16 protein-coding genes are annotated in these 25,156 nt (G+C 64.4%); 9 read left to right on the top strand and 7 right to left on the bottom strand.

What is annotated here, in order from left to right; translation table 11 throughout:
- Positions 1-189 precede the first annotated feature (189 nt).
- The 9 genes from HLH27_RS14715 to HLH27_RS14675 all read left to right on the top strand — a co-directional run bounded on the left by HLH27_RS14715 (position 190) and on the right by HLH27_RS14675 (position 14,421).
- Entirely contained in the window at positions 190-2,424 is a 2,235-nt protein-coding gene (locus HLH27_RS14715; RefSeq protein ID WP_220790436.1) for an FUSC family protein, read from the top strand.
- Positions 2,424-2,618, top strand: a complete 195-nt coding sequence (locus HLH27_RS14710) for a DUF1656 domain-containing protein (protein WP_182950834.1) — start codon at positions 2,424-2,426, stop codon at positions 2,616-2,618. Before HLH27_RS14715 ends, HLH27_RS14710 begins: the two co-directional genes overlap by 1 nt.
- 43 nt (positions 2,619-2,661) lie before the next feature.
- The gene (locus tag HLH27_RS14705) at positions 2,662-3,573 is read left to right on the top strand and encodes an HlyD family efflux transporter periplasmic adaptor subunit (RefSeq protein WP_182950797.1); all 912 of its coding nucleotides are present in this window, start codon (positions 2,662-2,664) and stop codon (positions 3,571-3,573) included.
- A gap of 22 nt (positions 3,574-3,595) precedes the next feature.
- Entirely contained in the window at positions 3,596-5,107 is a 1,512-nt protein-coding gene (locus HLH27_RS14700; protein WP_408870856.1) for an efflux transporter outer membrane subunit, read from the top strand.
- A gap of 309 nt (positions 5,108-5,416) precedes the next feature.
- The gene (locus HLH27_RS14695; RefSeq protein ID WP_182950795.1) at positions 5,417-5,833 is read left to right on the top strand and encodes a hypothetical protein; all 417 of its coding nucleotides are present in this window, start codon (positions 5,417-5,419) and stop codon (positions 5,831-5,833) included.
- Positions 5,834-5,944: 111 nt separating this feature from the next.
- Positions 5,945-8,956, top strand: a complete 3,012-nt coding sequence (locus HLH27_RS14690; RefSeq protein WP_182950794.1) for a glycosyltransferase — start codon at positions 5,945-5,947, stop codon at positions 8,954-8,956.
- Between the two features lie 31 nt (positions 8,957-8,987).
- Entirely contained in the window at positions 8,988-11,936 is a 2,949-nt protein-coding gene (locus tag HLH27_RS14685; RefSeq protein ID WP_182950793.1) for a glycosyltransferase, read from the top strand.
- 103 nt (positions 11,937-12,039) lie between these two features.
- The gene (locus HLH27_RS14680) at positions 12,040-12,735 is read left to right on the top strand and encodes a glycosyltransferase (RefSeq protein WP_182950792.1); all 696 of its coding nucleotides are present in this window, start codon (positions 12,040-12,042) and stop codon (positions 12,733-12,735) included.
- 150 nt (positions 12,736-12,885) lie between these two features.
- Positions 12,886-14,421 (top strand): hypothetical protein, encoded by a 1,536-nt coding sequence (locus tag HLH27_RS14675; RefSeq protein WP_182950791.1) that lies wholly within the window; start codon positions 12,886-12,888, stop codon positions 14,419-14,421.
- 205 nt (positions 14,422-14,626) lie between these two features.
- Here the strand turns inward: HLH27_RS14675 and HLH27_RS14670 are convergent, their stop codons facing one another.
- From HLH27_RS14670 to hpnD, 7 genes are all read right to left on the bottom strand, one after another.
- Positions 14,627-16,051, bottom strand: coding sequence for a glycosyltransferase family 2 protein (locus tag HLH27_RS14670; RefSeq protein WP_182950790.1), 1,425 nt, complete (start codon positions 16,049-16,051; stop codon positions 14,627-14,629).
- A gap of 233 nt (positions 16,052-16,284) precedes the next feature.
- On the bottom strand, positions 16,285-18,666 hold the full coding sequence (locus tag HLH27_RS14665; protein WP_182950789.1) for a phosphoketolase family protein: 2,382 nt from the start codon (positions 18,664-18,666) through the stop codon (positions 16,285-16,287).
- Between the two features lie 50 nt (positions 18,667-18,716).
- Positions 18,717-19,904, bottom strand: a complete 1,188-nt coding sequence (locus tag HLH27_RS14660) for an acetate/propionate family kinase (protein WP_182950788.1) — start codon at positions 19,902-19,904, stop codon at positions 18,717-18,719.
- A gap of 227 nt (positions 19,905-20,131) precedes the next feature.
- On the bottom strand, positions 20,132-20,755 hold the full coding sequence (locus HLH27_RS14655; protein WP_182950833.1) for a phosphorylase family protein: 624 nt from the start codon (positions 20,753-20,755) through the stop codon (positions 20,132-20,134).
- 80 nt (positions 20,756-20,835) lie between these two features.
- A complete protein-coding gene (shc, locus tag HLH27_RS14650; protein ID WP_182950832.1) occupies positions 20,836-22,761 on the bottom strand; it encodes a squalene--hopene cyclase in 1,926 nt (641 codons plus the stop codon).
- A gap of 134 nt (positions 22,762-22,895) precedes the next feature.
- A complete protein-coding gene (gene hpnE / locus HLH27_RS14645) occupies positions 22,896-24,194 on the bottom strand; it encodes a hydroxysqualene dehydroxylase HpnE (protein ID WP_182950787.1) in 1,299 nt (432 codons plus the stop codon).
- 4 nt (positions 24,195-24,198) lie between these two features.
- Positions 24,199-25,080, bottom strand: a complete 882-nt coding sequence (gene hpnD, locus HLH27_RS14640; protein ID WP_182950786.1) for a presqualene diphosphate synthase HpnD — start codon at positions 25,078-25,080, stop codon at positions 24,199-24,201.
- Positions 25,081-25,156: the final 76 nt, after the last annotated feature.

Raw genomic sequence — 25,156 nt, 5'->3', positions numbered from 1 at the left:
TGAGCATGCGGGCTCATGACAGTCAGGGAACCGGGTAGCTGCAGGGATGGCGGACTCCGAGCGTAGTGCACGGGCACGATCCTTTGGACGTCGTCTGACCCATAAAGGCCCCGCCCGCCAGGGACGGCCCGGTCGCGCTCCGCTGCCTTGCGGGCCGGCCGCCCGGCCCATGGGCGCGGCAATCCGGACATGAGCATCCGGCTGGTCCCCCCCCACACGGCGCTGCACGTCCCGCGCTCGCTGGTCCGCTTCGGCGGCTTCGCCTTCCCCGACTGGAAGACGCTCTCGCCGACCATCGCCTACAGCATCCGCGCGCTGCTCGCCGTCGGGCTGGCCCTGTTCCTCGCCTTCTTCTTCCAGCTCCAGACACCGATGTCGTCGGTCACGACCGTCCTGATCGTGGCCAACCCGGTCGTCGGCGCGATGGTCTCCAAGAGCTTCTGGCGCATCTTCGGCACCGTGATCGGCGCGACGGCGGCGGTCCTGCTGATGGCGGCCTTCCCCCAGTCGCCGATGCTCTATTTCATGGGCCTGTCGGTCATCATCGGCATCGCCTGCTGCGTGTCGACGCTGCTGCGCTTCTACAAGGCCTATGCCGCGGTGCTGGCGGGCTACACCATCGTGCTGGTCTCGATCTCCACCTTCGCCGACCCCGACCGCATCTTCATGGCCGCCATGTCGCGCCTGTCGGCGGTCACGGTCGGCATCGTCAGCACGGCGGTGGTGTTCCTGGTCACCTCGGTCAGCCGGCCGGAAAAGGTCCTGCGCCAGGTCGACCAGACGCTGCGCAACATCACCGGCCAGTTCTCCCACCCGACGGACATGGAGGACATCGCACCCGGCCAGACCCCGATGCCCGACGATGGCGGCCAGCCTCTGTCCTTCCGCGCCATGACGCTGACCAGCTACGATGCGCGCGCCCGCCTGCTCTCCCAGGCCAATGCGCTGGTCGAGGCGATCGAATACGCCGCCGCCGACAATTTCGCGATCGGCCGCCGGGCCGACGGCCTGCGCGCCGGCGTGGCCCGGCTGCTGGGGCTGCTCAGCACCCACCACCCGATCTGGCGCGACCAGCCTCCGGAAAACCCGCAGACGACAGCCGCCCGCGACCTGGTGCACGAGGTGATGGCCAGCTTCTCCGTCACCCCGCCGGAAAACCTGCATCTTGACGATCCGGGCCACATGCGCGCGCGTCTCGCTACCGCCATCACCACGCTGGACAATCTGGCCGAGGAAACGAAAGACCTGCCCACGATCGCGTTCATCGACAATGAGCGCGACATGCTGGTGCAGCTGCGCGGCGCGCTGGACGATTTCGTGGGCCCCCAGGCCCATGTCCGCCCCATCAGGCTGCGCCTGTTCTTCGACTGGCCGGCGGCACTGCGCAACGGCACGCGCGGCGCGTTCGTGACGTTGCTGGGCTGCCTGACCTGGTACGTCTTCCGCTGGTCCAACGGTGCCAGCATGCTCGCCTACCTCATCCCGGCTTCCTGCCTTCTGGCCACCAGCCCCGTGGCATCCCGCGCCAGCGTCATGTTCGCCAGCGGCACCCTGGCCGCGATCCCCGCCGCCTTCATCTGCCAGACCTTTTTCCTGCCGCGCATCGACGGCTATCCGCTGCTGTGGCTGTCCCTTTCGGTCTGCCTGCTGCCGGGCATCTGGCTTCAGTTCCACCCCCGCCACGCCATGCGGGGCTTCGGCTATGCGGTGTTCTTCAATGCGATGGTGCAGATCCGCAACCCGATCTCCTTCGACGACCTGTCGCTGATGAATGTCTGGCTGTCCTACCTCATCGCCCTGATCGGGCTGGCCCTGGTATTCCGCGTCATTCTCCCCTCCGACCACCGGCTCGACACCGGCCGGCTGGTCATGTCGATCAACCGCGCCACCCAGCAGCTGGCCCGCCTGCCGCTGGACCGCCCGGTCAGCTGGACGGTGTGGGAAAACCTGCAGATGCAGAAGATCCTGCGCATGATCCAGCGCTTCTCGCTGGTCGCCCCTCCCCGGCGCGTCTACGAAACCACCGACGCGGCGTTCATCTGCGTCTCGGTGGGGCGCCTGATCACGCGCCTGCGGCATCTGGCGCAGCATCCGGCGGTCCATGCACAGGACCGCGCCCGCACGCTGGCGGCGCTGGAATCGTTCCAGCACCTGTGCAGCCATCCAACCCGTACCGCGCTGGTCCTGCGCACGGCGGCGCAGGAAGTCATGCGCGACGTCGAAGACCGTCCCGCGCCCTCCCACGTTCCCACCCGGCGCATCGCCGCCTGCCTCGAACAGGCATCGCTCCTGGTAGACTCGGCGCCCGGATTCTTTCACAAACATGGTCCACTGCAATTGCCTGGCGACATGCCCGGCGCCGATAACAGGCTGAGTATGGCCATCCCACCCAGGACGCGTTCGTTCGGAATGAGAGTCGCGTGATGCTGACCGAGTTCAATTTCTTCGGCGTCTTCATGGCGCCGATCGTCGTCTACGCGATCGCCGCCCTGCCGGTGACCATGCTGATCCGCTTCCTGCTCTGGTGGACCGGCATCATGAAATGGTTCTGGCATCTCGCGCTGTTCGAGGTCGCCCTCTACACTTGTGTTCTGTGCCTGATGATCCTGTTCGTCTGAAAAACGGCCGAACAACTGCCCCCTGCAAGGTCCGAGATAGACAATGCCCCTTCTACGCACCCTGATCCGCGTGGTCCTGACCCTGAGCATCGTCGTACTGGCGATCGTTCTGGGGGTGACCCTGTGGGACACGTACATGATTGCCCCCTGGACGCGCGACGGGCGCGTGCGCGTCTACGTGGTCGACGTGGCGCCGGAAGTTCCGGGCACGGTGGTGCAGGTTCCGGTGGTGGACAACCAGTTCGTGCACAAGGGCGAGCCGCTGTTCGTGCTGGACCCGGTCCGTTTCCGCCTGGCGATCCGCGAGGCCCAGGCCCGGCTGGACGGGGCCGAGGAAGACCTGAAGCTCAAGCGCAACGACGCGAAGCGCCGCATGGGGCTGGGCGGCATCGTGTCGGCGGAAGAACAGGAAGTGTTCAACTCCAACGTGGCGACGCAGGTGGCGGCGGTGGACGCGGCCCGGGCGGCGCTGGACCTGGCGAAGCTGAACCTGCAACGCTCGGTGCTGTATTCGCCGGTCAACGGCTACGTGACCAACCTGAACCTGCGGGTGGGTGACTATCTCACGGCCGGCCAGCCCCGCCTGGCGGTGATCGACGCCGATTCCTACTGGGTGAACGGATATTTCGAGGAAACCAAGATGTGGGGCGTGCATGTCGGCGACGTCGCCCGCGTCAAGCTGATGGGCTACAAGCAGATCATCCCCGGCCATGTCGTCTCCATCGCGCGCGGCATCAACGACCAGAACGGCAATCCCGACCGGCTGGGCCTGCAGGACGTCAACCCGATCTTCACCTGGGTCCGCCTGGCACAGCGCATCCCGGTGCGCATCCATCTCGACCATGTGCCCGAAAGCGTGACGCTGGCGGCGGGCATGACCTGCACGGTGACCGTCGGCCCGCAATCGCGCAGCCAGAAGGGGCATCTGACCACCTGGCTGCAAGACCATCTGTAAGGCCCCCGGCGCGAGCATGACCATGATGACGAAGACCCGACGGGCCGGCCTGGTCCTGACCTCGGCCCTGGTAATGGCGGGTTGCACGGTCGGCCCGCGCTACCAGCCCGACCGGATGAAGGTGCCCGAGCACTTCACCGAGGACGAGCATCCGGCAACCGACGCCGAGATCGCACGCACCAATGCCGAGCTGAAGGATTGGTGGCACCGTTTCGGCGATGCCGAACTGGACCGGCTGGTCGATCGCGCGATCGGCGGCAATTACGATCTGCAGATCGCCGGCCAGCGCATCCTGGCCGAGCGCGCATTGCGCGACAGCCAGGCCTCCGCCTGGTATCCGCAGGTCGACGCCAACACCACCAACGGCGATTCCCGCTACTCGCTCAATGTCGACAACTGGCCGCTGCGCCCGGGCAACCCGGCCAACCGTCCCGGGGCGTCGTACCTGTCCTACGGGGTCAGCGCCAGCTGGCAGATCGACGTGTTCGGCCGCATCCGCCGCAGCGTGGAGGCGCAGGAGCGCGCGGTCGAGGAAACGATCGAAGACCGCCGCGCGGTGCTGATGACGATGCTCTCGGCCGTGGTCAGCGACTATATGGTGCTGCGCGACACCCAGTTGCGGCTGGAAATCTCCAACCGCAACATCAGCGTGGCGCAGGAAGCCTACGACCTGACGCAGCGCCTGTATCTGGAAGGCGTGGGCAACACGCTGCAGATCGCGCAGGCGAAGGCGGAGCTGGACAGCCAGCTTGCGGCGCGCGAGCCGCTGCGCACCCATATCGCCCAGATCACCCATGCGCTCGACGTGCTGATGGGCCAGATGCCCGGCACGACGGAAGCGGAACTGAAGATCGCCCGCCCCTTGCCGAAGGTGCCGGATTTCCCGGCGACGATGCCCTCGATCGTGCTGGCCAACCGCCCGGACATCCGCCGGGCGGAACGGGCCTATGCCGAATCCACGGCGCGGATCGGGGTCGCGGTGGCGCAGATGTATCCGAATTTCAGCATTCCGCTGAACTTCAACCCCAATGCGTCGGCGATGTACCAGCTCTTCCAAGCGGGGGCGCTGAGCTGGCAGTTCTTCATGCTGGCCTCGCTGCCGCTGGCCCATGGCGGCAAGCTGACGGCGCAGGTGCGCGGGATGCAGGCGGCGGCGGAAGCCAGCCGGCTGAGCTACCGCCAGACGGTGCTGACGGCCTTCCGCGAGGTCGAGGATGCGATGGCGGCCTGGCATGACGATGTCGAGCACACCGAATTGCTGCACCGCGCGGCCGAGGACAGCCGGCTGGCCAGCGACCGGGCGCGCAAGCTCTACAGCGCCGGCCTGGTGGGCTTCCTGGAGGTGCTGACGACCGAGCGCACCGCGCTGGCGGCCGAGAATGCCGAGGCCGAGGCGCGGCTGGAGCGGTTGCAGGACGCGGTCAACCTCTACACCGCCATGGGCGGGGGCTGGCAGGGCGTCGCCGTCACCGCGACCGCGTTGCCCGTCTCGCTGGAAAAGCAGAACATCCTCGCCCGCGCTTTCAAGGAATAACCGGCCGTCCTTTCTTCCTGTCCTGAAAAACAGGAAGAAAGGCCAACCGAACAGCCCGATCCTTCCGGCACAACCGTTCCGTTCTTTTGCAAAAAAGAACGGAGAAAGACGCGCGCCTGATTTTTCACACGCCTGCAAACAAACAAAACCCTCCATTTACAAAATATTCACCTTTCCTCCGCATGAAAAAACAGGAGAGAAATCCAAACCCCCACACGGAACGTCAAGAAATTTTACCTTATATTCACTTTGACCCGATATCCAACGCAAGCAATGCCCATTTGAAGTGTTCTTCTTCCGGAGGATATCGTGATCCTTTATTCTTCAGTCCAAAAGATACTGAAAAGCGATAATGGAAAAATCGTCATTCCGGAAGATGTGTTCAAATTCCTGCTCACCGCGTACCTGAAGACCGTACCGTTCGACGAAGCAGCCTATCTGCGCGCCAATCCCGACGTGGACGCCGCGATCCATCGCGGCGAGCTGAAAAGCGGCCACGACCATTTCATCCAGGTCGGATTTTTCGAAGGCCGCGACACGGACGGCAAGGAATTCGACGAGAAATGGTATCTCAAGAATAATCCCGACGTCGCCGCCTCCGTCCTCCGCGGCGAATGGACAAACGGCAAGATGCACTGGCTGAGCGTCGGCCGCGCGGAACTGCGCGCGCCTTCAAGGGCACTGGAACCGGTCTACGACAGCTGGCGCGGCTTCTGCATCACGTAATCCCAAGGCTCCCCCTGCACCCCAACAACTGGGTTTCCAAAGGGCGACTGCCCTTTGGTGGGTCAAGGGCAAAGCCCTTGCCTATCCCCCTGGCAACCAGACCGGCGCACGATGGAGAAACCGATCGACACGTTCGTACAAACCATCTCCGCCCGCTACAGCCGCCTTCTCTCCGCCCGCCATGAAGGGCTGAAAGGCGTCTCCCCGGGAACCATGTTGCCAAGGCTGGAGTATCTCCAGCGATCCTACCCCAGCGCGCGCGACATCACGCTGGGGATCGGCTTCTGCCGCCTGGCGCTGGACGAGCCCCGCGCGTCGGAGGCCTTCGAATTCCTCTCGTCGGTCACGATGTCGCCGCTGGCCCGGTTTTTCCTGCTGATCACCCGCATGCGCTTCGGCGCCCATGACCGGGCCTTTGCCGAACTGCGCGCGCTCCTGCGCGAAACGGCGGTCATTTTCCCCGAGATCGCCTTCCCGCTCTTCAGCGCCGTGGCCGAGGCCAATCGCTGCTCGGGATGGTGCGCCATGCTGCCCGACGGGCGCCTCGTCGCCGGCCTGCCGGACCATGCCGCACACACGCTGATCCTGCGCCACGATGCCGACGAACGACCCGCCGACCTCACCCTCCTGGCCCGCCCACCCGGCTACCGGGTCTGGACGATCGACAATTTCGTCCTGCCCCGCCACCTGCCGCGCATCGACATCCTCCAGGCGGGTCGCGGCCTGCTGGGCAGCGGCATCGACAGCCGCACGGTCTGGACCTTCGAAGGATTCATCGAGGGCGCCACCGACGGTTTGAGCGGCTGGTGCCGCTATCCCAACAATCTGGCGGCCACCGACCACATCCAGGTGCGCACCGTCGAAGGCGACCGCACGCTGTTCGACGCACTAATCGGCCCCCCCGATGACGAACCGGATGACGAACGACTCTGGCCCGAAAAACCGCGCACCGACTTCGTCATTCCATGGCAGGACCTGCAGGGCCCCGAAACCCCGGCCGTCAAGGTCACCGACCGGTTCGGCCGCGCATTCTACGGCAGTCCCATCGACCCGCTCGCCGGCGGGCGCTATGCCCGCACCCAGGCGGAATGGGTCGCCACCCGCTTCCCCAGCGCCCACCCCGCGTCCGTACAGCCCAGTTTCAACCAGCCCTTCCCGACCCTCTACACGCCCCGCTTCCCGGCGTCCGAAACCGATGCCCCGGCCATCCCCGCCCCCCGGGTCGCGGTCATCATCCCCGTCTATCGCGGTTACGAAACCACCCGGACCTGCATCACGCTGGTCCTGCAACATCGCGGCGTGCACGAGCGTGTCGTCATCGTCAACGACTGCTCGCCGGACGAGCGGATCACCGCATTCCTCGATACGCTGGCAACGCTGGACGGCGTCACACTCCTGACCAACGCCCAGAATCGCGGCTTCACCTTCTCCTCCAATCGCGGCCTGCGCGCCGTGGAGCGGGACGAAGACGCAATCCTGCTCAACAGCGACACGCTGCCGCCCCCGCACTGGATCGACGCCCTGCGGCGCACCGTCCATCGCGCGCCCGATATCGGCACCGCCACCCCGCTCTCCAACGCGGCGACGATCTTCAGCTACCCAAGCGCCGACGGCCAGAATCCCATACCGCCCTACGAGGAGGTTCTCGAAACGGCAGAGCGGCTCGCGGCCTGCGGCAACGACGCGCTGGTCGAGGTCCCGACCGCCCACGGCTATTGCATGTATATCCGCGCCGACTGCCTGCATCAGACCGGCCTGCTGCGCGAGGACGTCTTCGCGCAGGGCTATGGCGAGGAAAATGATTTCAGCCGCCGCGCCGCCGCCCTGGGCTGGCGACACGTGGCCTGCCTGCACACCTTCGTCGGCCATGCGGAAGGCCAGTCCTTCAGCGCCGTCCGCAGCGACCTGATCCGCCGCAACCTGGCAACCCTCAACGGCCTGCATCCCGGCTACGACCGGATGGTCCAGGCCTGGCAGGCCCGCGACCCGCTGGGCCCCTTCCGTCGGCAGCTGGACCTGGCCCGCCTGCACCACGCCATCGCCGGGCGCCCGGTCGTGGCACTGCTGACCCACGACCGGCAGGGCGGCGTCCAGCGTTTCGTGACCGACCGCGCGCGCGAAAACCTGGCAGAAGGCCATGTGCCGCTGATCGTCTCGCCCCACCCTCCGCGCCACGCCACCGAGGATCCAGTCTGGCGGATCATCCCGTTCCTGCCGGAGGATTATCCCAACATCACGGTGCCCCGAGGAGGCGCGGACCTGCCCACCCTGCTGCGCGCGCTGGGCTGCGCGCGGATCGAAATCCACAGCTATATCGGCGCCGGAATCAGGGACGTCCACCAGCTCTCCCGCTGCGGCATCGATCATGTCGTCTACCTGCACGATTATTCCTGGTTCTGCCCGCGCATCACGCTGGTGTCGTACAACAGCCTGTATTGCGGCGAACCGGCGCCGGACGCCTGCCAGCGCTGCGTCGCCGACCTCGGCCCCCTGAACAGCGACGACACGCCCCTGACCTTGCTGCGCGAACTCAGCGCCGATCTGTTCCGGCGCGCCACCGCCATCATCGCCTCCTGCCACGATGTCGCGGACCGCTACCGCCGCCATCTCGACGCCCCGATCACGCTGGGCCAGTGGGAGGCGCCCATCCCCACGCGCCCCGCAACCTTCCCGCCCAAGGCGGCGGACGAGATACGCCGCATCCTCCTGATCGGCGCCATCGGGATCGAGAAAGGCTATAATATCCTCCTTGCCCTGGCCCGGCATGTCGCGGACCACGACCTGCCGATGCGCTTCACCATCATCGGCCATACCTGCGACGACCCCAGGCTGCTGGCGACCGACGTGGTCGAGATCACCGGTCGCTATGGCGAGCATGAACTGCCCGCGCTGATCCGGAACCACCCGTGCGACTGGGGCTTCCTGCCGGCGATCTGGCCGGAAACCTGGTCCTATATCCTGACCGAGTTCTGGCGGCAGGACATACCGGTCATCACCTTCGACATCGGCGCGCCGGCCGCGCGCATCAAGGCGACGGGCACCGGCCTGGCCGTGCCGCTGCACCTGCCCATCGCCTCCCTCGCCACCGTGCTGCTGGCGCCATGGCTGCTCCGCACCCACTGACCCAGGCGACGACAAGGAGGCCCCGATGCCCATGGACCAGCCAGCGGACCAACCGGCCCTGAAGCGCGCCTGGTGGCAGTTCGACGCCGCCTGGTATCGCACCCGCTACGCCGTCATCCCCGCCGTCGCCGCATTGCGCGACGAAGCGGACATCCTGGCCTTCTACCGGGAATGCGGCGAAATGCTGGGCCACTCCCCCAACCCGTTCTTCGACGAGGAATGGTACCGCCAGACCTATCCCGACGTGGAAGAAGCCATCCAGGCGCAGCAGATCCCGTCAGGCTTCGCCCATTACCGCACCGAAGGCTTCAGGGACCGCGATCCCAACCCGTTCTTCGACGAATCCTTCTATCGGGACCACCAGCTCGGCCTGTCGCTGGAGGGGCTGGAACAGCACGGCCTGCGCAACGGTTACGATCATTTCCTGTCCTACGGCGCGGGCGAGGGCCGCGACGCCTCCCTTTTCTTCTCCACCAAGGTCTTCCTCGCGGAAAACCCGGATTTCCTCCACGACAGCCGCCTCGGCCCGTTCGTCGCGTTCATGGAAAACCTGCACGCGCCAGAAAACGCCGCCCGGCGCACCTCATGGTTCTTCGACGCCGCCTGGTATCTGCGCGCCTATCCGGCGGCAGCGGAGCGGATGCACGAATGGGGCCACCCCCTGCGCCATTACCTGATCAACGCCACCCCGGCCGGCTTCGCCCCCCTGCCCTCCTTCTCCGAAGCATTCTACACAGCCAGCCATCCCGACGTGGCCGCCGCCGTCGCGGCGGGGGATTTCCGCAACGGCTACGCGCACTTCCTGCGTTACGGCCAGCAGGAAGCCCGCCGTCCGCACCCACGGGTCGACCTCGCCGCCTATGCGCAAGACCCCGGCGTGATCGCAGCCCTCGCCCAGGGCCGCTATCCCACTCCGTTCGCGGCCCATGCCGCCCTGTCGGGCAAGGTGCCGGAGGGCGAAAAGCCGGCGGATACCGCCGAACTGAGCTGCCGCCGTGCCTTCCGCCTGCTGGCCGAGGCCCGCACCAGCGCCCTGCTGGCCCACCCGATCGATTTTTCCTGCGACCTCCCCGCCCTCAGCGTCGTCATGGTCGTCCACAACCAGTTTTCCTTCACCATGACGGCCCTGTCCTCCCTGCGGGCGACCTATCGGGGCCCGGTGCAGGTCATCGTGATCGATAGCGGCTCGCGGGACGAAACCACCCGGATCGCCCGGCACGTCCACGGGCTCGACATCATCCGGATGGACGAGAATATCGGCTTCCTCGCCGGCTCCAATGCCGGACTGGCCAGGGTCGTCGCACCCCATGTCCTGTTCCTGAACAACGATGTCGAACTCCTCCCCGGCGCGATCGACGCCGCGCTCCGCCGGCTGCGGCTTGAAGCGCGCACCGGCGCCGTGGGCGCGAAGCTGGTCCGCACCACCGGCCGGCTTCAGGAGGCCGGGAGCATCATCTGGAACGACGGCACCACGTCGGGCTACCTGCGCGACGCTTCCCCCTCATGCCCCGAAGCCAATTACACCCGCGCGGTCGATTTCTGCTCGGGCGCGTTCCTGATGGTCCGCACCGAACTGGCCAAGGCGCTGCACGGTTTCGATCCGCATTTCAGCCCCGCCTATTACGAAGACACCGACCTGTGCGTCCGCATCCGCCGCCAGGGATTCGACGTGATCTACGACCCGGACGTGACGGTGCTGCATTACGAATCCGGCAGCGGCAACCAGGCCGATATCGACACGATCCTGGGCCGGAATATCGGCCGGTTCTTCCACCGCCACCGCGACGGGATCGAAGCCTACTATACGCGGGACAACGCAAACCTGCTGCGCGCCCGCACCAGCGACCGCCAGCGCAGGCACATCCTGTTCATCGAGGATTACCTCCCCCAACCCGCCATCGGCGCGGGCTTTCCCCGCTCGAACGACATCCTGCACGCCATGGTCGAGGATCTCGGCCTGCACGTCACCGTCTACCCGGTCTTTCCCCCGCGCGAGGCCCCGGCGGGCCGCTATCGCGACCTGCCGGACCGCGCCGAAATCATGTGGGACCGCGGGATCGCGGACCTCGCATCCTTCCTCCACGCCCGCCCGGGCTATTACGACGTGCTGTGGATCGGCCGCACCCACAACGCCGGCCGCCTCCGCCCCATCCTCGCCGCCTGCCGCGCCCCGCTCGCCGACTGCCGCATCATCCTCGACACCGAAGCCGTCGCCACCCTGCGCGAACGCGGCCGGATGCAACTGGAGGGCCGCCCGGACCTGCCCCCCCTGGCGGACATGCTGCGGCACGAATTCCGCGCCACCGATTTCGTCGACCGCTTCGTCGCGGTCAGCCCGGCGGAAGCCGAACTGATCGCCCCGGTCGTAAGCGGCCCGGTCACAATCCTCGGCCACGTCAAATCGCCCCACCCCCAACCCCGCCAGCCCATGCCCTTCGCCGCCCGCAAGCATTTCCTGTTCGTCGGCGCGATCCAGACCCCCGACTCCCCCAATCTGGATGCCCTGCACTGGATGAACGACCAGCTCCTGCCAAACCACGACCATCTGCTCCCCCCCGAATCCCGCATCACCGTCGCCGGCCACGTCGCCCCCGGAATCGACCTGCAAGCCATACTGACGCACCCGCGCTTCGACCTGCTCGGCGCCGTCGAAGACCTGGCCCCGCTCTACGCAGCCCACCGCGTCTTCATCGCCCCCACCCGCTTCGCCGCCGGCCTCCCCTACAAGATCCACGACGCCGCCGCCCACGGCATTCCCATCGTCGCAACCGACCTCCTGAGCCGACAACTCGGCTGGCACCCCGGATCGGACCTCGCCTGCCCACCAGCCGACCACCCGGAAGCATTCGCCAATGCCATGGCCCGCGCCTACACCGACGAAACCCTTTGGACGACGCTCCGCCGCAACGCGATTCACCGAATCTTCATGGAAAACCGGAAGACTGACTATCTGCGCATGCTGCAATCGGTAATCGAATGAGCCTCAATACACTGTTCCACCGTCTCGCATCACGGCAACCGATTCCACCCCAGCCGTCACAGAATCCGCAATTTCCCGCATTCCACACAGCAAGGTAGCCAGGATGCTGTTCACCTATTGGTCCCATCCCGAAATACCGCACCCGCATTCAAAGGCGGAGTGGGACAAATATTTCCCAGGGTTCAAGGTTTTTACGGACAGAGACGTCATACCATTGATAAAAAACAAAAAACTGAAAACCATCTATAATTCGATCACAATCCCGGCGGCCAAATCCGACATATCCCGTATCATTCTTCTTCTCGAATACGGCGGCATGTACGTCGATGCCCACACGGGCATAGCAGAGAGAGAACCCCATCTCCTTCCCGCAACCTTAGAAAAACTCTCCACATACGATATTCTGTTGTTCGGAAAGGGATGGGAAAGAAATGATGACGAGGTGATAAACGTCATGAACACCGTCATCGCCGGACGGTCGAACAGCTTCCTGCTGAAGGCTATTTTAAAGAAAATATTCCTGAACCTGGAAAGGCATTATGAAAAAGAAAACATGACGAGCGACTATGTACCCTACGACGTGTTCGATTTAACCGGAACGCAGACAATCATGGACACGCTCTTTTGCAAGACAGATATATTCTACGAATACAGAAACATGGTGAAACTCATCACCATGGAGCACGCTTCAAGCGCCGGTTTCGAAATTTACAAGCACTATACCTATCGAGAAGACGGAAAACATTGGAGCGAACTGCAAAAAACAAAACGCCTGTTCGACATCCAGAGCAAATCCTGAAAAACCACATACTCCACAAGCCATATCACGGACTTTCCTGCCCCACGAGGTCGATCTTCAAACCCCTTGCAGTCCTGTCCTGCGCCTTCGGCACGCTCCAGGAAAATCGCCTTCCCCCAAGTCAACACCATCGCGAAAAGGGAAGAAACCGTGAGAAAACAGAAAATATTTTTCTATATAATGATTTTATCGATTCAGACAGCAGACGCTCAGGGTACCCTATCGAAGCGCCCACGCTATTCGTGGTCCCTCGATGTCGCGCCGTATAAAAGACCTCCCATCCCGCAACGAAACCCCCACTCTCTGGAAGACATCTCTTTTCCCGGAACAAACCCATCCGATGCACTCCCAACGCCAATAAACGGGCCCCTCTTCATAATACTCCAGGGAAACAGACAAAAAGAATCACCGCCCTCCCTTTTCTTCAAACGCGATATCGATACATCCCATGAAAATTATGCCCAAATTTCAGGTCTTTTGGGAAATTGTCATGAATCCGCCATTCCGACAAAAGAAAGTTTCTATTGTCAAACAAACTGGATGATCACGTCTGCCTATAACGGCCCCGTAAACTCTGCCGGAAACTTCATTGTCGAGCGCCCCCCCGATGCGCTGCACGATCACCAGGGTCCGCGATCATCCATAACGGCCCTCACGGCCGTCGCCAAGGACGACACGGGGGAAACCGCTCTCCATTCCGGGGGAATGGGCGCTTTTGAGGCCGATATTTATGCGGATGGCCTGGACACGACAGGCGGCGCACCAAACAATCGCACCCTGGCTCTGCTGGTAATCGATTCCCTTCACCACGGAATCCCGATGTCCGTCTCCCAGGGACTATTGGTGGGCGTCAACAGCGATGACGCCTATTACGGAAAAACCGTTATGCTGGACGGAAAATTCTCCACGGCCGCGATCGATCTGCGACAGACGAAACCCATGTGCCAAACAGATCGGGCCGACTCGTACTGCCCGCCCATCATCTGGATGGGAGACGATATGATCGTCACCTATAGTAGCGATGGCGCAACCACGCAAAAATACAATTCCCATAATGGGCATCTTGAATTTACGGTAGGCGGAAAGAAGTCCCTCGGACTGGATGCCCGTTCGGGCGCCGGATTATTCTATCATGGCCTGAAAATCCCGGACGATCAAAAAATACAGTTCGGAAACCCTCCTGGAATTTCTCTGCAATATAATTCAGAAAACAGAGATCTGGAAATAAGATCCGGTGAAACGACCGATATAAGAATAAACTCCGATACCGGAGACGTCTTCTTCCTGAAAGATTCCCACTTCCAAAGCGGACTTCACGCCCCCAATTACCCGGGCAATGACACTATATGGACTCAACGGCACGCTGACGGTTTTCTCGTCAACAACACATCCACTCATCAGTTATTCATACAGGAAAACGGCACATACCGGAAATTGCTCACGGCCGGCAGTAACGATACCGAAAAATACCCGACAGTAGAATCTCCGGCCTGCAAAAGCCATATGTCGGTCCGGGTTCTTCCATTCAAATATCTCCCTTCCCGAGCCGATCTGGGTGAAACCGTCTTCTGCCCCGATTGCTATTCAGGATTACGCCCCCCAGACGATCCGCAGACAGGGATCAACGTCACGTTTAACGGCAGCCGATGGAACGACGCCGTCGGCCTGGCCACCCGACATAAGTAAGAGCAGGGGGATCAAGATATCGGGCCAACGCGCTGTCCCCCTAATCAATCGGGACCCCATACATACGCATCACTACCCCACCCATCGGCAGGCCCTACGCAATATTCCCGAACGCCACTTCACAACGTCCTCGATTCAGCGAGATCCCACATCGTCCTGACGATTCTCCGGGCATGGAACCGAGAACACGAATGACCGACAGGGCTCACCCCTGAACAAAGAACTTCACCTGGGAAATACTCAAATATCGGTCACGACCGGGAAGAGATATCGTAACTTTTCTTGCATTTCCGGAAATGTTCTCGACAGGAACATATTTCCCGGCCTTCATATTTTCGATTCCGACCGATATTATCCTCTGATCGCCATTTCCATCTTCAAGGATGATATCAAACGGAAACAACCTGCTCCTGACGCCGTCCTGGTCAAAGCGGTTGACGACCAATATTTCCTTCAGGCCGATTTCCTCTCCAAAATCGGCGCTCCACCATGGCCCATCCTCCCGGGCCGAATGGTTGTAATTATCCGGCTGCACCGAACCGTTGACCAGAATGGCGGAATCGTCCCTCACGTTCTTCCTGGTCGACCAGATCGCGTCGACTGAGCTTTGGGAGGTTTCAATCCCTCCCTCATATTCTCGCAAACTGTCCGCTATGCCGCGATAATCCCGTCCGTCGGAAAAATGCCCTCTCACCTCGTCCGAGATATCGGGATGACTATCGATTATTTTCCCGAAATCATGCGCAAGTTCCATGGTATATTTCAGCACCATCCTGATGCATTTTTCCTTGTAATCCACAAGTTCCGTGTATCTCAAATCCGTGCCGAGATAGAATCCCGTATCTTTTTCCGATGTCCCGGGGTTCGGCCTTACATTGAAAAAATCATGATTATTTATTATCTCCATCGGATTTCTCGACAGAATATTGAACGGATGAATATAATGACTCCCCGTTCCGTTCTCCGTCTCCCTGTGACCGGCGGCGGTAATTTTCAGCCGCCCGATCACCCATTTATAGATATCCTGCCACCCCGACCGTCTGGGATAATGAGAGATAAAGACGGCATCGGACCGGTATGAATTCATGGGGACACCATCCCGATAACCGCAATGATTGCCGGCATGGATGGACACGTCGCCTTCCAGATTCCCCCTGACGACGACCTTGAAGACATTCAGGGGCTCTTTCGTCCGCCACAGCAACCTGCGCGGAACGTTCCGTTCATTCCCGTCGTCGAAAATACTGTCGGTATAATTGAACATATCTAATGAAACGCTATCGAATCGGTCTGGAACACGCGCCAGATAGCTCTTCAGGTCATTGCCGACCCGCCTGACATCGACAAATTCGTCCGCATCGAAAAACAGCACCCAGTCGGCCGAAAACCTGTCCCGGGCCATATTGTACAAGACGGTATTTCTGTTCCCCTCATCGAAGATCACGCACCGTCTCTGCATGATGGAAACAGGTAGCCCTTCCTCGATCAGGGCATGCACGATCTCCGCCGTATTGTCGTTGCTTCCATCGTCCATCACGATGACATGGTCGACGATGGCCAGATGATGCCGAATGACGGATTCGATAATATCGTTTTCGTTCAACGTCCGTGTTACGCCGACCAGCTTCATGTCACCTATCCATCACGCTTTCCGCCACCGCCGTGGAATCGGAGCGGATTCCCCCTGCCCGGCGTCCCGGAACAGACCGGACATTCAAACCAGATTCATCTTTACAAATGGTTTGCAGCCGGCAGGGCGGGCGGAAATAATCCGCCCGGATCAGATGGATAGGTGATGAAACAGATCGGAATTAGGCACGCCGTCAGCGGCGCGGCGGCAAGCCGCCACGCCGCCTGACAGGCCTACGACCAGCGCCAGGCCTCGATTTCCGGCATGTCGCGGCCATGCTCCGCGATATAGCGCGTATGATCGACCAGCTTGTCGCGGATCGCCTGCTTGGCATAGGCCGCCCGGGCAGCCAGCCCCGGCACGCGGTCGATCACGTTCGACACCAGATGGAACCGGTCCAGATGGTTGCGCACCACCATGTCGAACGGCGTCGTGGTCGACCCTTCCTCGCGGAACCCATGAACATGGAAATTCCGCGCATTCGCCCGGCGATAGATCAGCTTGTGGATCAGCTGCGGATAGCCGTGGAAGGCAAAGATCACCGGCCGGTCGAGGGTGAACAGCGCATCGAAGCCGGCATCGTCCAGCCCGTGCGGATGCTGGCTGGGGGAATCCAGCGTCATCAGGTCCACCACATTGATCACGCGCACCTTCAGGTCGGGCGCATGCTCGCGCAGCAGCTTCACCGCCGCCAGGGTCTCCAGCGTCGGCACGTCGCCGGCGCAGGCCATCACCACGTCGGGCTCGCCGCCCTTGTCGTTGCTGGCCCATTCCCAGATGCCGATGCCCGCCTCGCAATGGCGGATCGCATCGTCCAGCCCCAGCCATTGCGCCTCGGGCTGCTTGCCGGCCACGATCACGTTGATACGGTCCCAGCTCTGCAGGCAGTGGGCGGTGGTCCACAGCAGGGTATTGGCATCGGGCGGCAGATAGACGCGGACGAACTCGGCCTTCTTGTTGATCACATGGTCGATGAAGCCCGGGTCCTGATGGCTGAACCCGTTATGGTCCTGCCGCCAGACATGCGATGTCAGCAGGTAGTTCAGCGACGCGATCGACCGGCGCCATGGCACCTCGGCCGCGGTCTTCAGCCATTTGGCGTGCTGGTTCACCATCGAATCGACAATGTGGATAAATGCCTCGTAGCAGGACAGGAAACCGTGCCGCCCGGTCAGCAGATAGCCCTCCAGCCATCCCTGGCAGGTATGCTCGCTCAGGATCTCCATCACATGGCCGTCGCGCGCCAGGTGGTCGTCATAATCCAGCGTCTCGGCATTCCACGCCCGGTTGGTGGCATCCAGCACCGCGTTCAGGCGGTTGGAATTGTTCTCATCCGGCGACAGGACCCGGAAATTGCGCGACGCCAGGTTCTCTTTCATCACGTCGCGCAGCCACGCGGCCATCACGCGCGTGCTCTCCCCGGTCTCATGCCCGGGACTGGTCACCGCCACCGCATAATCGGCAATGTCGGGCAACCGCAGCGGCCGCTTCAACTGCCCGCCATTGGCATGCGGGTTGTCGCTCATCCGCCGGGCCCCCGTGGGCGCCAGGGCCGCAATCTCGGGGAACAGGCGGCCGGAGGCGTCGAACAGCTCTTCCGGCTTGTAGCTGCGCAGCCAGGTCTCCAGCGCCTGCAAATGGCCCGGATGCGTCAGGTCCGAGAACGGAACCTGATGCGACCGCCAGTAACCCTCGGTCCGCAGCCCGTCGATTTCCTTTGGCCCGGTCCAGCCCTTGGGGCTGCGCAGCACGATCATCGGCCATGCCGGCCGTTCCGTCTTCCCGTCCTCGCGCGCCGCCTTCTGGATGGCCTGGATGCGGTCGAACGCCAGGTCCATGGCCGCCGCCATCTTCTGGTGCATCGGGTCCGGGTCATGCCCCTCGACGAAGATCGGATCGTAGCCATAGCCGCGCAGCAGCGCCGTCAGTTCCCGCGGCGCGATACGGGCCAGGATCGTCGGGTTGGCGATCTTGTAGCCGTTCAGGTGCAGGATCGGCAGCACCGCGCCGTCGGTCGCGGGATCGACGAATTTGTTGCTGTGCCACGACGTCGCCAGCGGCCCCGTCTCGGCCTCGCCATCACCGATCACGCAGGCCACGACCAGGTCCGGATTGTCGAACGCCGCGCCATAGGCATGCGACAGCGAATAGCCCAGCTCGCCGCCCTCATGGATCGAACCCGGCGTCGTGGCCGCCGCATGGCTCGGAATGCCGCCGGGGAACGAGAACTGCTTCATCAGCCGCCCCAGCCCCTCCAAATCCTGCGACACTTCAGGGAAATATTCGCTGTAGGTGCCTTCCAGATAGGTGCTGGCCACCAGCCCCGGCGCCCCATGCCCCGGCCCGGCGATGAAGAGCACGGACGTATTGCGCTCGCGGATGATGCGGTTGAGATGCAGCCAGAGGAAATTCAGCCCCGGCGTGGTCCCCCAATGGCCCAGCAGGCGCGGCTTGGTATGTTCCAGTTGCAGCGGCTCGCGCAGAAGCGGATTGGCCATCAGGTAGATCTGCCCGACGGACAGGTAGTTGGCGGCGTGCCACCAGCGGTTGAACAGGGCGAGTTCGGTTTCCGAAAGAGGCGCGACCGACGGGGCCTCCGAAAGGGGCTCGTTCATTTTCGTTCCTTCCCTTTTGCGTTTCCGGCCGGCGTCATGCCTGTGCCGGACTATGCCAGGATCAGACTGTCCGCGACGTGACGGCGAATCATGCTCTCCTCGTCCGTCGGAATCACCCGGACCTCCACCGCGCTGTCCGGCGTGCTGATCACGGCGGCATGGGCATCGTTGGCGGCCGCATCCAGCCGCACGCCCAGCCAGGACAGGCGGGCGCAGGCCGCCTGCCGGATGGCAGCATCATGCTCGCCGATCCCGGCGGTAAAGACCAGCCCGTCCAGCCCACCCAGCACCGGGATCATGCCGCCGATCTGCTGCACGAGCCGATAAGTGAACATCTCCAGCGCCTCGCGGGCCGCCTCGTCGCCGGCCGCCCGGTCCTGCAGATCCCGCACGTCGCTCGACACGCCCGACAGCCCCAGCAGGCCGGCCTGATGGTACAGCACCGCCTCGATCCCCGCCGCATCCAGCCCCTCGGCGCGCATCATGTACAGCAGCACGCCCGGATCGATCTGCCCGCACCGCGTGCCCATCACCAGCCCATCCAGCACCGAGAAGCCCATCGTGGTCTCGATGCTGCGCGCCCCCGCCATGGCGCACAGGCTCGCGCCGTTGCCCAGATGCGCCACGATCGTCCGCCCCGACGCCAGCCGGGGCGACAGGCCAGGCAGGCAGGAGGCGATATATTCATAGGACAGGCCGTGGAAACCATAGCGCCGCACGCCCTTCGCGCCATAGCTGGCGGGCAGGGGCAGGCGCGTCGCCGTCACGGGCAGAGTGTGGTGGAACGCGGTATCGAAACAGGCGATCTGCGGCAGGTCGGGCCGCAGCGCCAGCAAGGCACGGATCGGCCCCAGGCTGGCCGGCTGATGCAGCGGCGCCAGCGGCGTCAGCGCCTCCAGCCGTTCCAGGATTTCAGGCGTGATGCGGATCGGGGCCGCGAACTCGGCCCCCCCATGCACCACCCGATGCCCCACCCCCAGCAGAGGCACATCCCCCAGATGAGACGTCACCCACTCCAGCAGGCTGGCCACCGGCCCCTGATGCGGGTCCTCGCCCTCGGGTGCCGGCGCCGGCCAGGTCTGGTCCACCAGCACCGCCCCGTCGGCGCCGGTGGCGCGGAAATGCGGATGGGTATGCAGCCCTTCCAGCTGGCCATGCGCGATGCGGCGCGCCTCATGGAACAGCGTGAACTTTACGCTGGAAGAGCCGGCATTGAGCGCAAGAATTGCCGTGGCCATGGAAGCACCGTTCCCTTGTTGTCCGCTATGCCGCGCATCATAACGCCGGGCGGGGGCAAGGCTCATTGACCCGTATCAAGATTCCCCCGGGGCCGGTGTTTCCGTTCTTTTTTGAAAAAAAGAACCAAAAAACTTCTGATTCGTTCAGCGATTTTGTGCTGGGGACACACGATGTCCCTGAACGGATAAAAGTCTTTTTGCTTCTTTTTCTTCAGAAAAAGAAGACCTTACAACTCCCGCAAAACCTGAACGGCCCTTGCCCGCGCCCGCGCCGCATCCCGCCCCAACGCAATCAGCGCCGGAATCTGCACCGGCCGACGCAGCACACTCAGCAGGATTCCCCCCAGCCCGATCCCGCCATCGGGCCGCAGTGCCAGCACCGCCGCCGGCGGCAGGGTCCGCCCCGCCGGGTCGCACACCACGCGCAACACCGCAAACGGCAACCCCGCCCGTTCCGCGCCCTCGGCAACAAACCCGCTTTCCATATCCAGCCCCGCGCAGCCGGTGCGGCGAAACAGCGCGCCCTTGCGCCCGGCAGTGGCCACGACGTCGTCGCTGTGCAGCAGGTCGGTACCCACCCGATCGGGCCGTCCATCGCCCAGCCAGGCCAGCAGCGCGGGCGCCGCCGCCAGCAGCCTCCCGTCGGGCAGCCGCACATGCCGGGGCACCAGCACCGCGCCGGGCCGCAGATCGGGGTCGAGGCCGGCTGCCAACCCGAAGGAGAGCAGCGCATCCACCCCATCTCGCACCAGGCCTTGGACGGCGGCCCGCGCCCCCTCGGCCGTGGCACCGCTGATGCCAACCCGCGCGGCGGGCAAGGCGGCCCGCACGAGCGCGGCCTCGGCTTCCATCCCGACGACGACGCCCAGGCGCGCCGGGGACGGCACGCGGCTTCCGGGGCGCACGGCCGGCAGATCAGGCCCGGACACGCTCAGAAACCGAACGCTACGCGGCGGGTGTTGCTGGATTCCAGGTTGCGATAGCGCGCCAGCGCCATCAGCGGGAAGAACTGGCGATAGCCGTGGTAGCGCAGATAGAAGACCTTGGGGAACCCGACGGCATTATACGGGTCCTCGTCCCACTCCCCGTCTTCCTTCTGCGTGCGGGTCAGATAGGCCATGCCCCGCGCCACGGCCGGATCGTCGCGCAGCCCGGCCGCCATCAGGCCCAGCACCGCCCACGCGGTCTGCGAGGGCAGGCTCTCGGTATAGATGCCCGGCGTGGCGCCTTCGTAACTGGCACAATCCTCGCCCCAGCCGCCATCCTCGCGCTGGACCGAGCGCAGCCAGTCCACCGCCCGCACCACCGCCGGGTCATCGTGCGACACGCCGGCCACGTTCAGCGCACACAGCACCGACCATGTGCCGTAGATATAATTGGTGCCCCAACGGCCGAACCAGCAGCCCTCGGCCTCCTGGTCGGTGCGCAGATAGGCGATGCCCCGCTCGATCACCAGCCGATCCTCGGGATGGCCAAGCTGGGCGAGGAACGAGACACAGCGCGCGGTCACGTCGGCGGTCGGCGGGTCCAGCAGCGCGCCGTGGTCGGCAAAGGGAATATGGTTCAGGAATTCCATATTATTGTCGATATCGAACGCACCCCAGCCGCCATTGGTGCTTTGCATGCCGATGATCCACTGCCGCGCACGCTCGATCGACTCGTGATGGGCCGGGTCGCCCTCGCGATGCAGCAGCATGCCGACCACGGCCGTATCGTCCACATCCGGGTAATAATCGTTGTTGTACTGAAAGGCCCAGCCGCCCGGCGCCACGTCGGGGCAGTTGATCGCCCAGTCGCCCTTCACGTTCAGTATCTGCCGCTCGCGCAGCCAGTGCGCAGCGGCGGCCAGCTTCTTTTTCGTCTCTTCCGGGCGGATTCCCTCGGGGCCGGACGCGGCCTCGATCATCGCATGGCCGGCCAGGCCGGTATCCCAGATCGGCGAGACGCAGGGCTGGCAATAGGCCTCATCCCCATGCTCCACCAGCAGGCGCCGCACCGATTCCCACGCCGTCGCGGCGCGCGGATCGCTGTCGGGCACGCCCAGCGCGCGGAACATCATCACGGAATTGGCCATGGCGGGATAGATCGCGCCCAGCCCGTCCACCCCGTTCAGGCGCGGCTCGATGAAATCGACCGCCGCCTTGATCGCCCGGCGGCGCGTCGCCTCGGGGATCAGCCTCTCGCCGGGGCGGATCACCTTGTCCACATATTTGAACACCCGGCCCAGCGGCGACCGGTAGGGGCCGCGGATCCAGTCCCGCACCTGCCCGGGCGGGGTGACGAACAGCTCGGGCACATGCACGCCGCGCGGATTGACCGCGCGCGGCCGCAGGGCCGCCAGCACCAGCAGCGGCGCAATCACCGTCCGCGACCAGTAGGACATGTTCCAGACCGAGAAGAACGCGCGGCGCGGCAGCAGCATCAGCTCGACCGGCATGGCCGGCGTGGCATGCCACGGCACCTCGCCGAACAGCGCAAGCTGGAAACGGGTAAAGACGTTGCTGCGCTCCGCCCCCCCATGGTCCAGGATCGCCGCGCGCGCCCGCGCCATGTGCGGCGCGTCGATATCGTCGCCGATCGCCTTCAGCGCGAAATACGCCTTCACCGAGGCCGAAAGATCGAACTTGCCCCCGTGATAGAGCGGCCAGCCGCCATGATCGCCCTGGATACGCCGCAGATAGACGCCGATCCGCGCTTCCAGCGCCGGCTCGATCCGGTCCAGGTAATGTTCCAGCAGCACATATTCCGCCGGAATGGTGGCATCGGCTTCCAGCTCGAACACCCAGTGCCCGTCATCGTTCTGCCGGCGGCCCAGCGCCGCATGCCCGGCATCGACCGCCCGGTCGATTTCGATCATCGGTACCGCCGGGTCCGCGACATCGGCGGAAGGACGTTCAAGGGTATCGGTCGCGTTCACCATCATTCCATTGTCTCCCGCCCCCGGGCGGGACCTGTCCAAAATGCCAGCCATTCACAATTCCGGCGGCTGGCTCATCGCCGGATAGGGGCGCGGGCGGCACGGGCCGCCGTCACACCGGACCTGATCGCACCTTCGATTGTCGCGGGCAATCCCGTCGCCGTCCAGTCCCCTGCCAGAATCAGATTGTCCAGGGGGGTGCGGGCCGGCGGCCGCAGCCGCTCCTGCGCCGGGGTCGCGGCGAAGGTGGCCCGGCGTTCCCGCACCATGCGCATGGGGGGCATGTCCACCGGCAATGGGTGCGCCAGCGCCGGCCCCACCGCCGCGCGCACCTCGTTCCAGATCACGGCCGCCAGTTCGTCATTGTCGCGGTCGGCATACCGGTTGGCGGCACTGACCGTCACCGACAGGATATCCTCCTTCACGAACACCCATTCGCTGACCCCGCCGACAACCCCGATAAAGCGGGCACGCTCCAGCGCCCCCAGCGCCACCGGCGCCGGGTCCAGGCGGAAATGGACATTGACGATGCTCTCGAACGCATCGGGCACGACCAGGCCGGGCACCACGCCCCCCAGCAGGTCGGCCGCCACCGGCGCCATAACCGCCACGATCAGGATGTCGTCCGCGTCCAGCGCCACCTCGCCCTCCGGCAGGCGCAGGCCCGTGACCCGCCCATCGGCGGCCATCACGGCCGACACGCGGCAACCGGTGCGCACCTCCGCCTTCATCAGCGCCAGATGCTCCAGCGCCGGATCGACGAAACTCTCCGACAGGCCGATGGCCGGGAAGCGCGGCAGGCAGGCCCGGCCACCCTTGGCCAGGCTCTCGCGGATCACCGCCCCCAGCAGGGCGGCACTGCCGCTGTCGCACAGCGTGTTCAGGGCGGAAACCGCGAACGGCTCCAGCAGCCGGGTCGACAGCATGCCCGGCAGCAGGCACTCCGCCACCGTCTGCTCCGGCGTCGCCTGCATCAGCCGGGTCAGCGACCGGATCTCGCTCAGCCGCATGCCCGGCACCCGCCGATGCCTCGACAGCAGCCAGAACGGGATCAACCCGCGCGACAGGTCCAGCGTCCAGCGCGACCGGTCGCCCAGGTCGACGAAGGGAAAGATCGGCCGGTCGGGACCGACCAGCGTCTTTTCCGCCCCGATCAGCCCCAGATAGCGGAACACCGCATCGTTGGCCGACAGCAGCAGATGGTTGCCGTTATCGATCCGGCAGCCCAGATGCCGGTCGTGGTACGACCGCGCCCGTCCCCCGCAGGCCGGCCCGGCCTCGTACACCGTCAGCCGCCCGCCGCTGCCCGCCAGTTCGACCGCCGCCGACAGGCCGCCCAGCCCGCCGCCGACGATATGGACATGCCCCGCCATCGCCCTATCCGACCAGGGCGCGGACGGCGATCAGCAGCTTGCGCGGCCGCGACAGCGACACGCGCCGTTCCGGGTGCCGCCAGCCCTGCCGCTCCTGCGCCGTCAGGATGGCACCATAGGTCGCCCCCATCAGCCGCGCCGGGCGCATCGCCAGCCGGTTGCACCGCGCCATCGCCCGGTGCGCGGCGCGGAAATGATCGCGCGCCCGCCCCGCCAGCACCCGGCACACACCTTCCAGCCCCTGGGCGCGCGGCGCCCGCGCGGGGTCGAGCGGCACATTGAAGCGGGTCAGCAGCTCGCGCGGCAGATACAGCCGGCCCAGCCGGGAATCCTCGGCCACGTCGCGCAGGATGTTGGTAATCTGCAGGGCCCGGCCCAGATGGTACGCCACCCGGTCGGCTTCCTCCGACGCATCGCCGAACACCCGCACCGACAGCCGCCCCACCGCCGAGGCCACGCGGTCGCAATACAGGTCGAAAACCGCTTCGTCGGGCGCGACGACGGGGCCGCGCGCGTCCATCATCATCCCGTCGATCACCGCCTCGAAATCCGCCTGCCGCAACCCGAAGCGGGCAATCACCACCGCCAGCACCCGGTCCAGCGCATCATGGGTCTTGCCCGCATACAGGTCGGCGATCCGCTGCCGCCAGGCCTCCAGCCGCGCTTCCTTGTCCTCGGCCGCACCGTCATCGTCCGCCACGTCGTCCACCAGCCGGCAGAAGGCATAGACCGCATACATGCCATAGCGCCGGTCGGGCGGCAGGATGCGCATCCCCTTGCCGAACGAGGTGCCCGACGCGCTCACCACGGCCTCGACCTGCGCCAGATCGGCCGGATCGCACCCCAGGGGAGGCGCCTGAACCGTGCGTGCCCGCGTCAATTCCATTCCCGCCTTCCCGTTTCCGTCATCCGTTCACTCCGCAGCCGCGGTTTAGAGGCCGTTTGAAAAGTCAGCCTGCCGA

It is taken from the genome of Gluconacetobacter takamatsuzukensis, from assembly GCF_014174275.1.
In the GTDB taxonomy this organism is placed as follows: domain Bacteria; phylum Pseudomonadota; class Alphaproteobacteria; order Acetobacterales; family Acetobacteraceae; genus Gluconacetobacter; species Gluconacetobacter takamatsuzukensis.
This window is presented reverse-complemented; position numbering and strand designations above follow the sequence as displayed.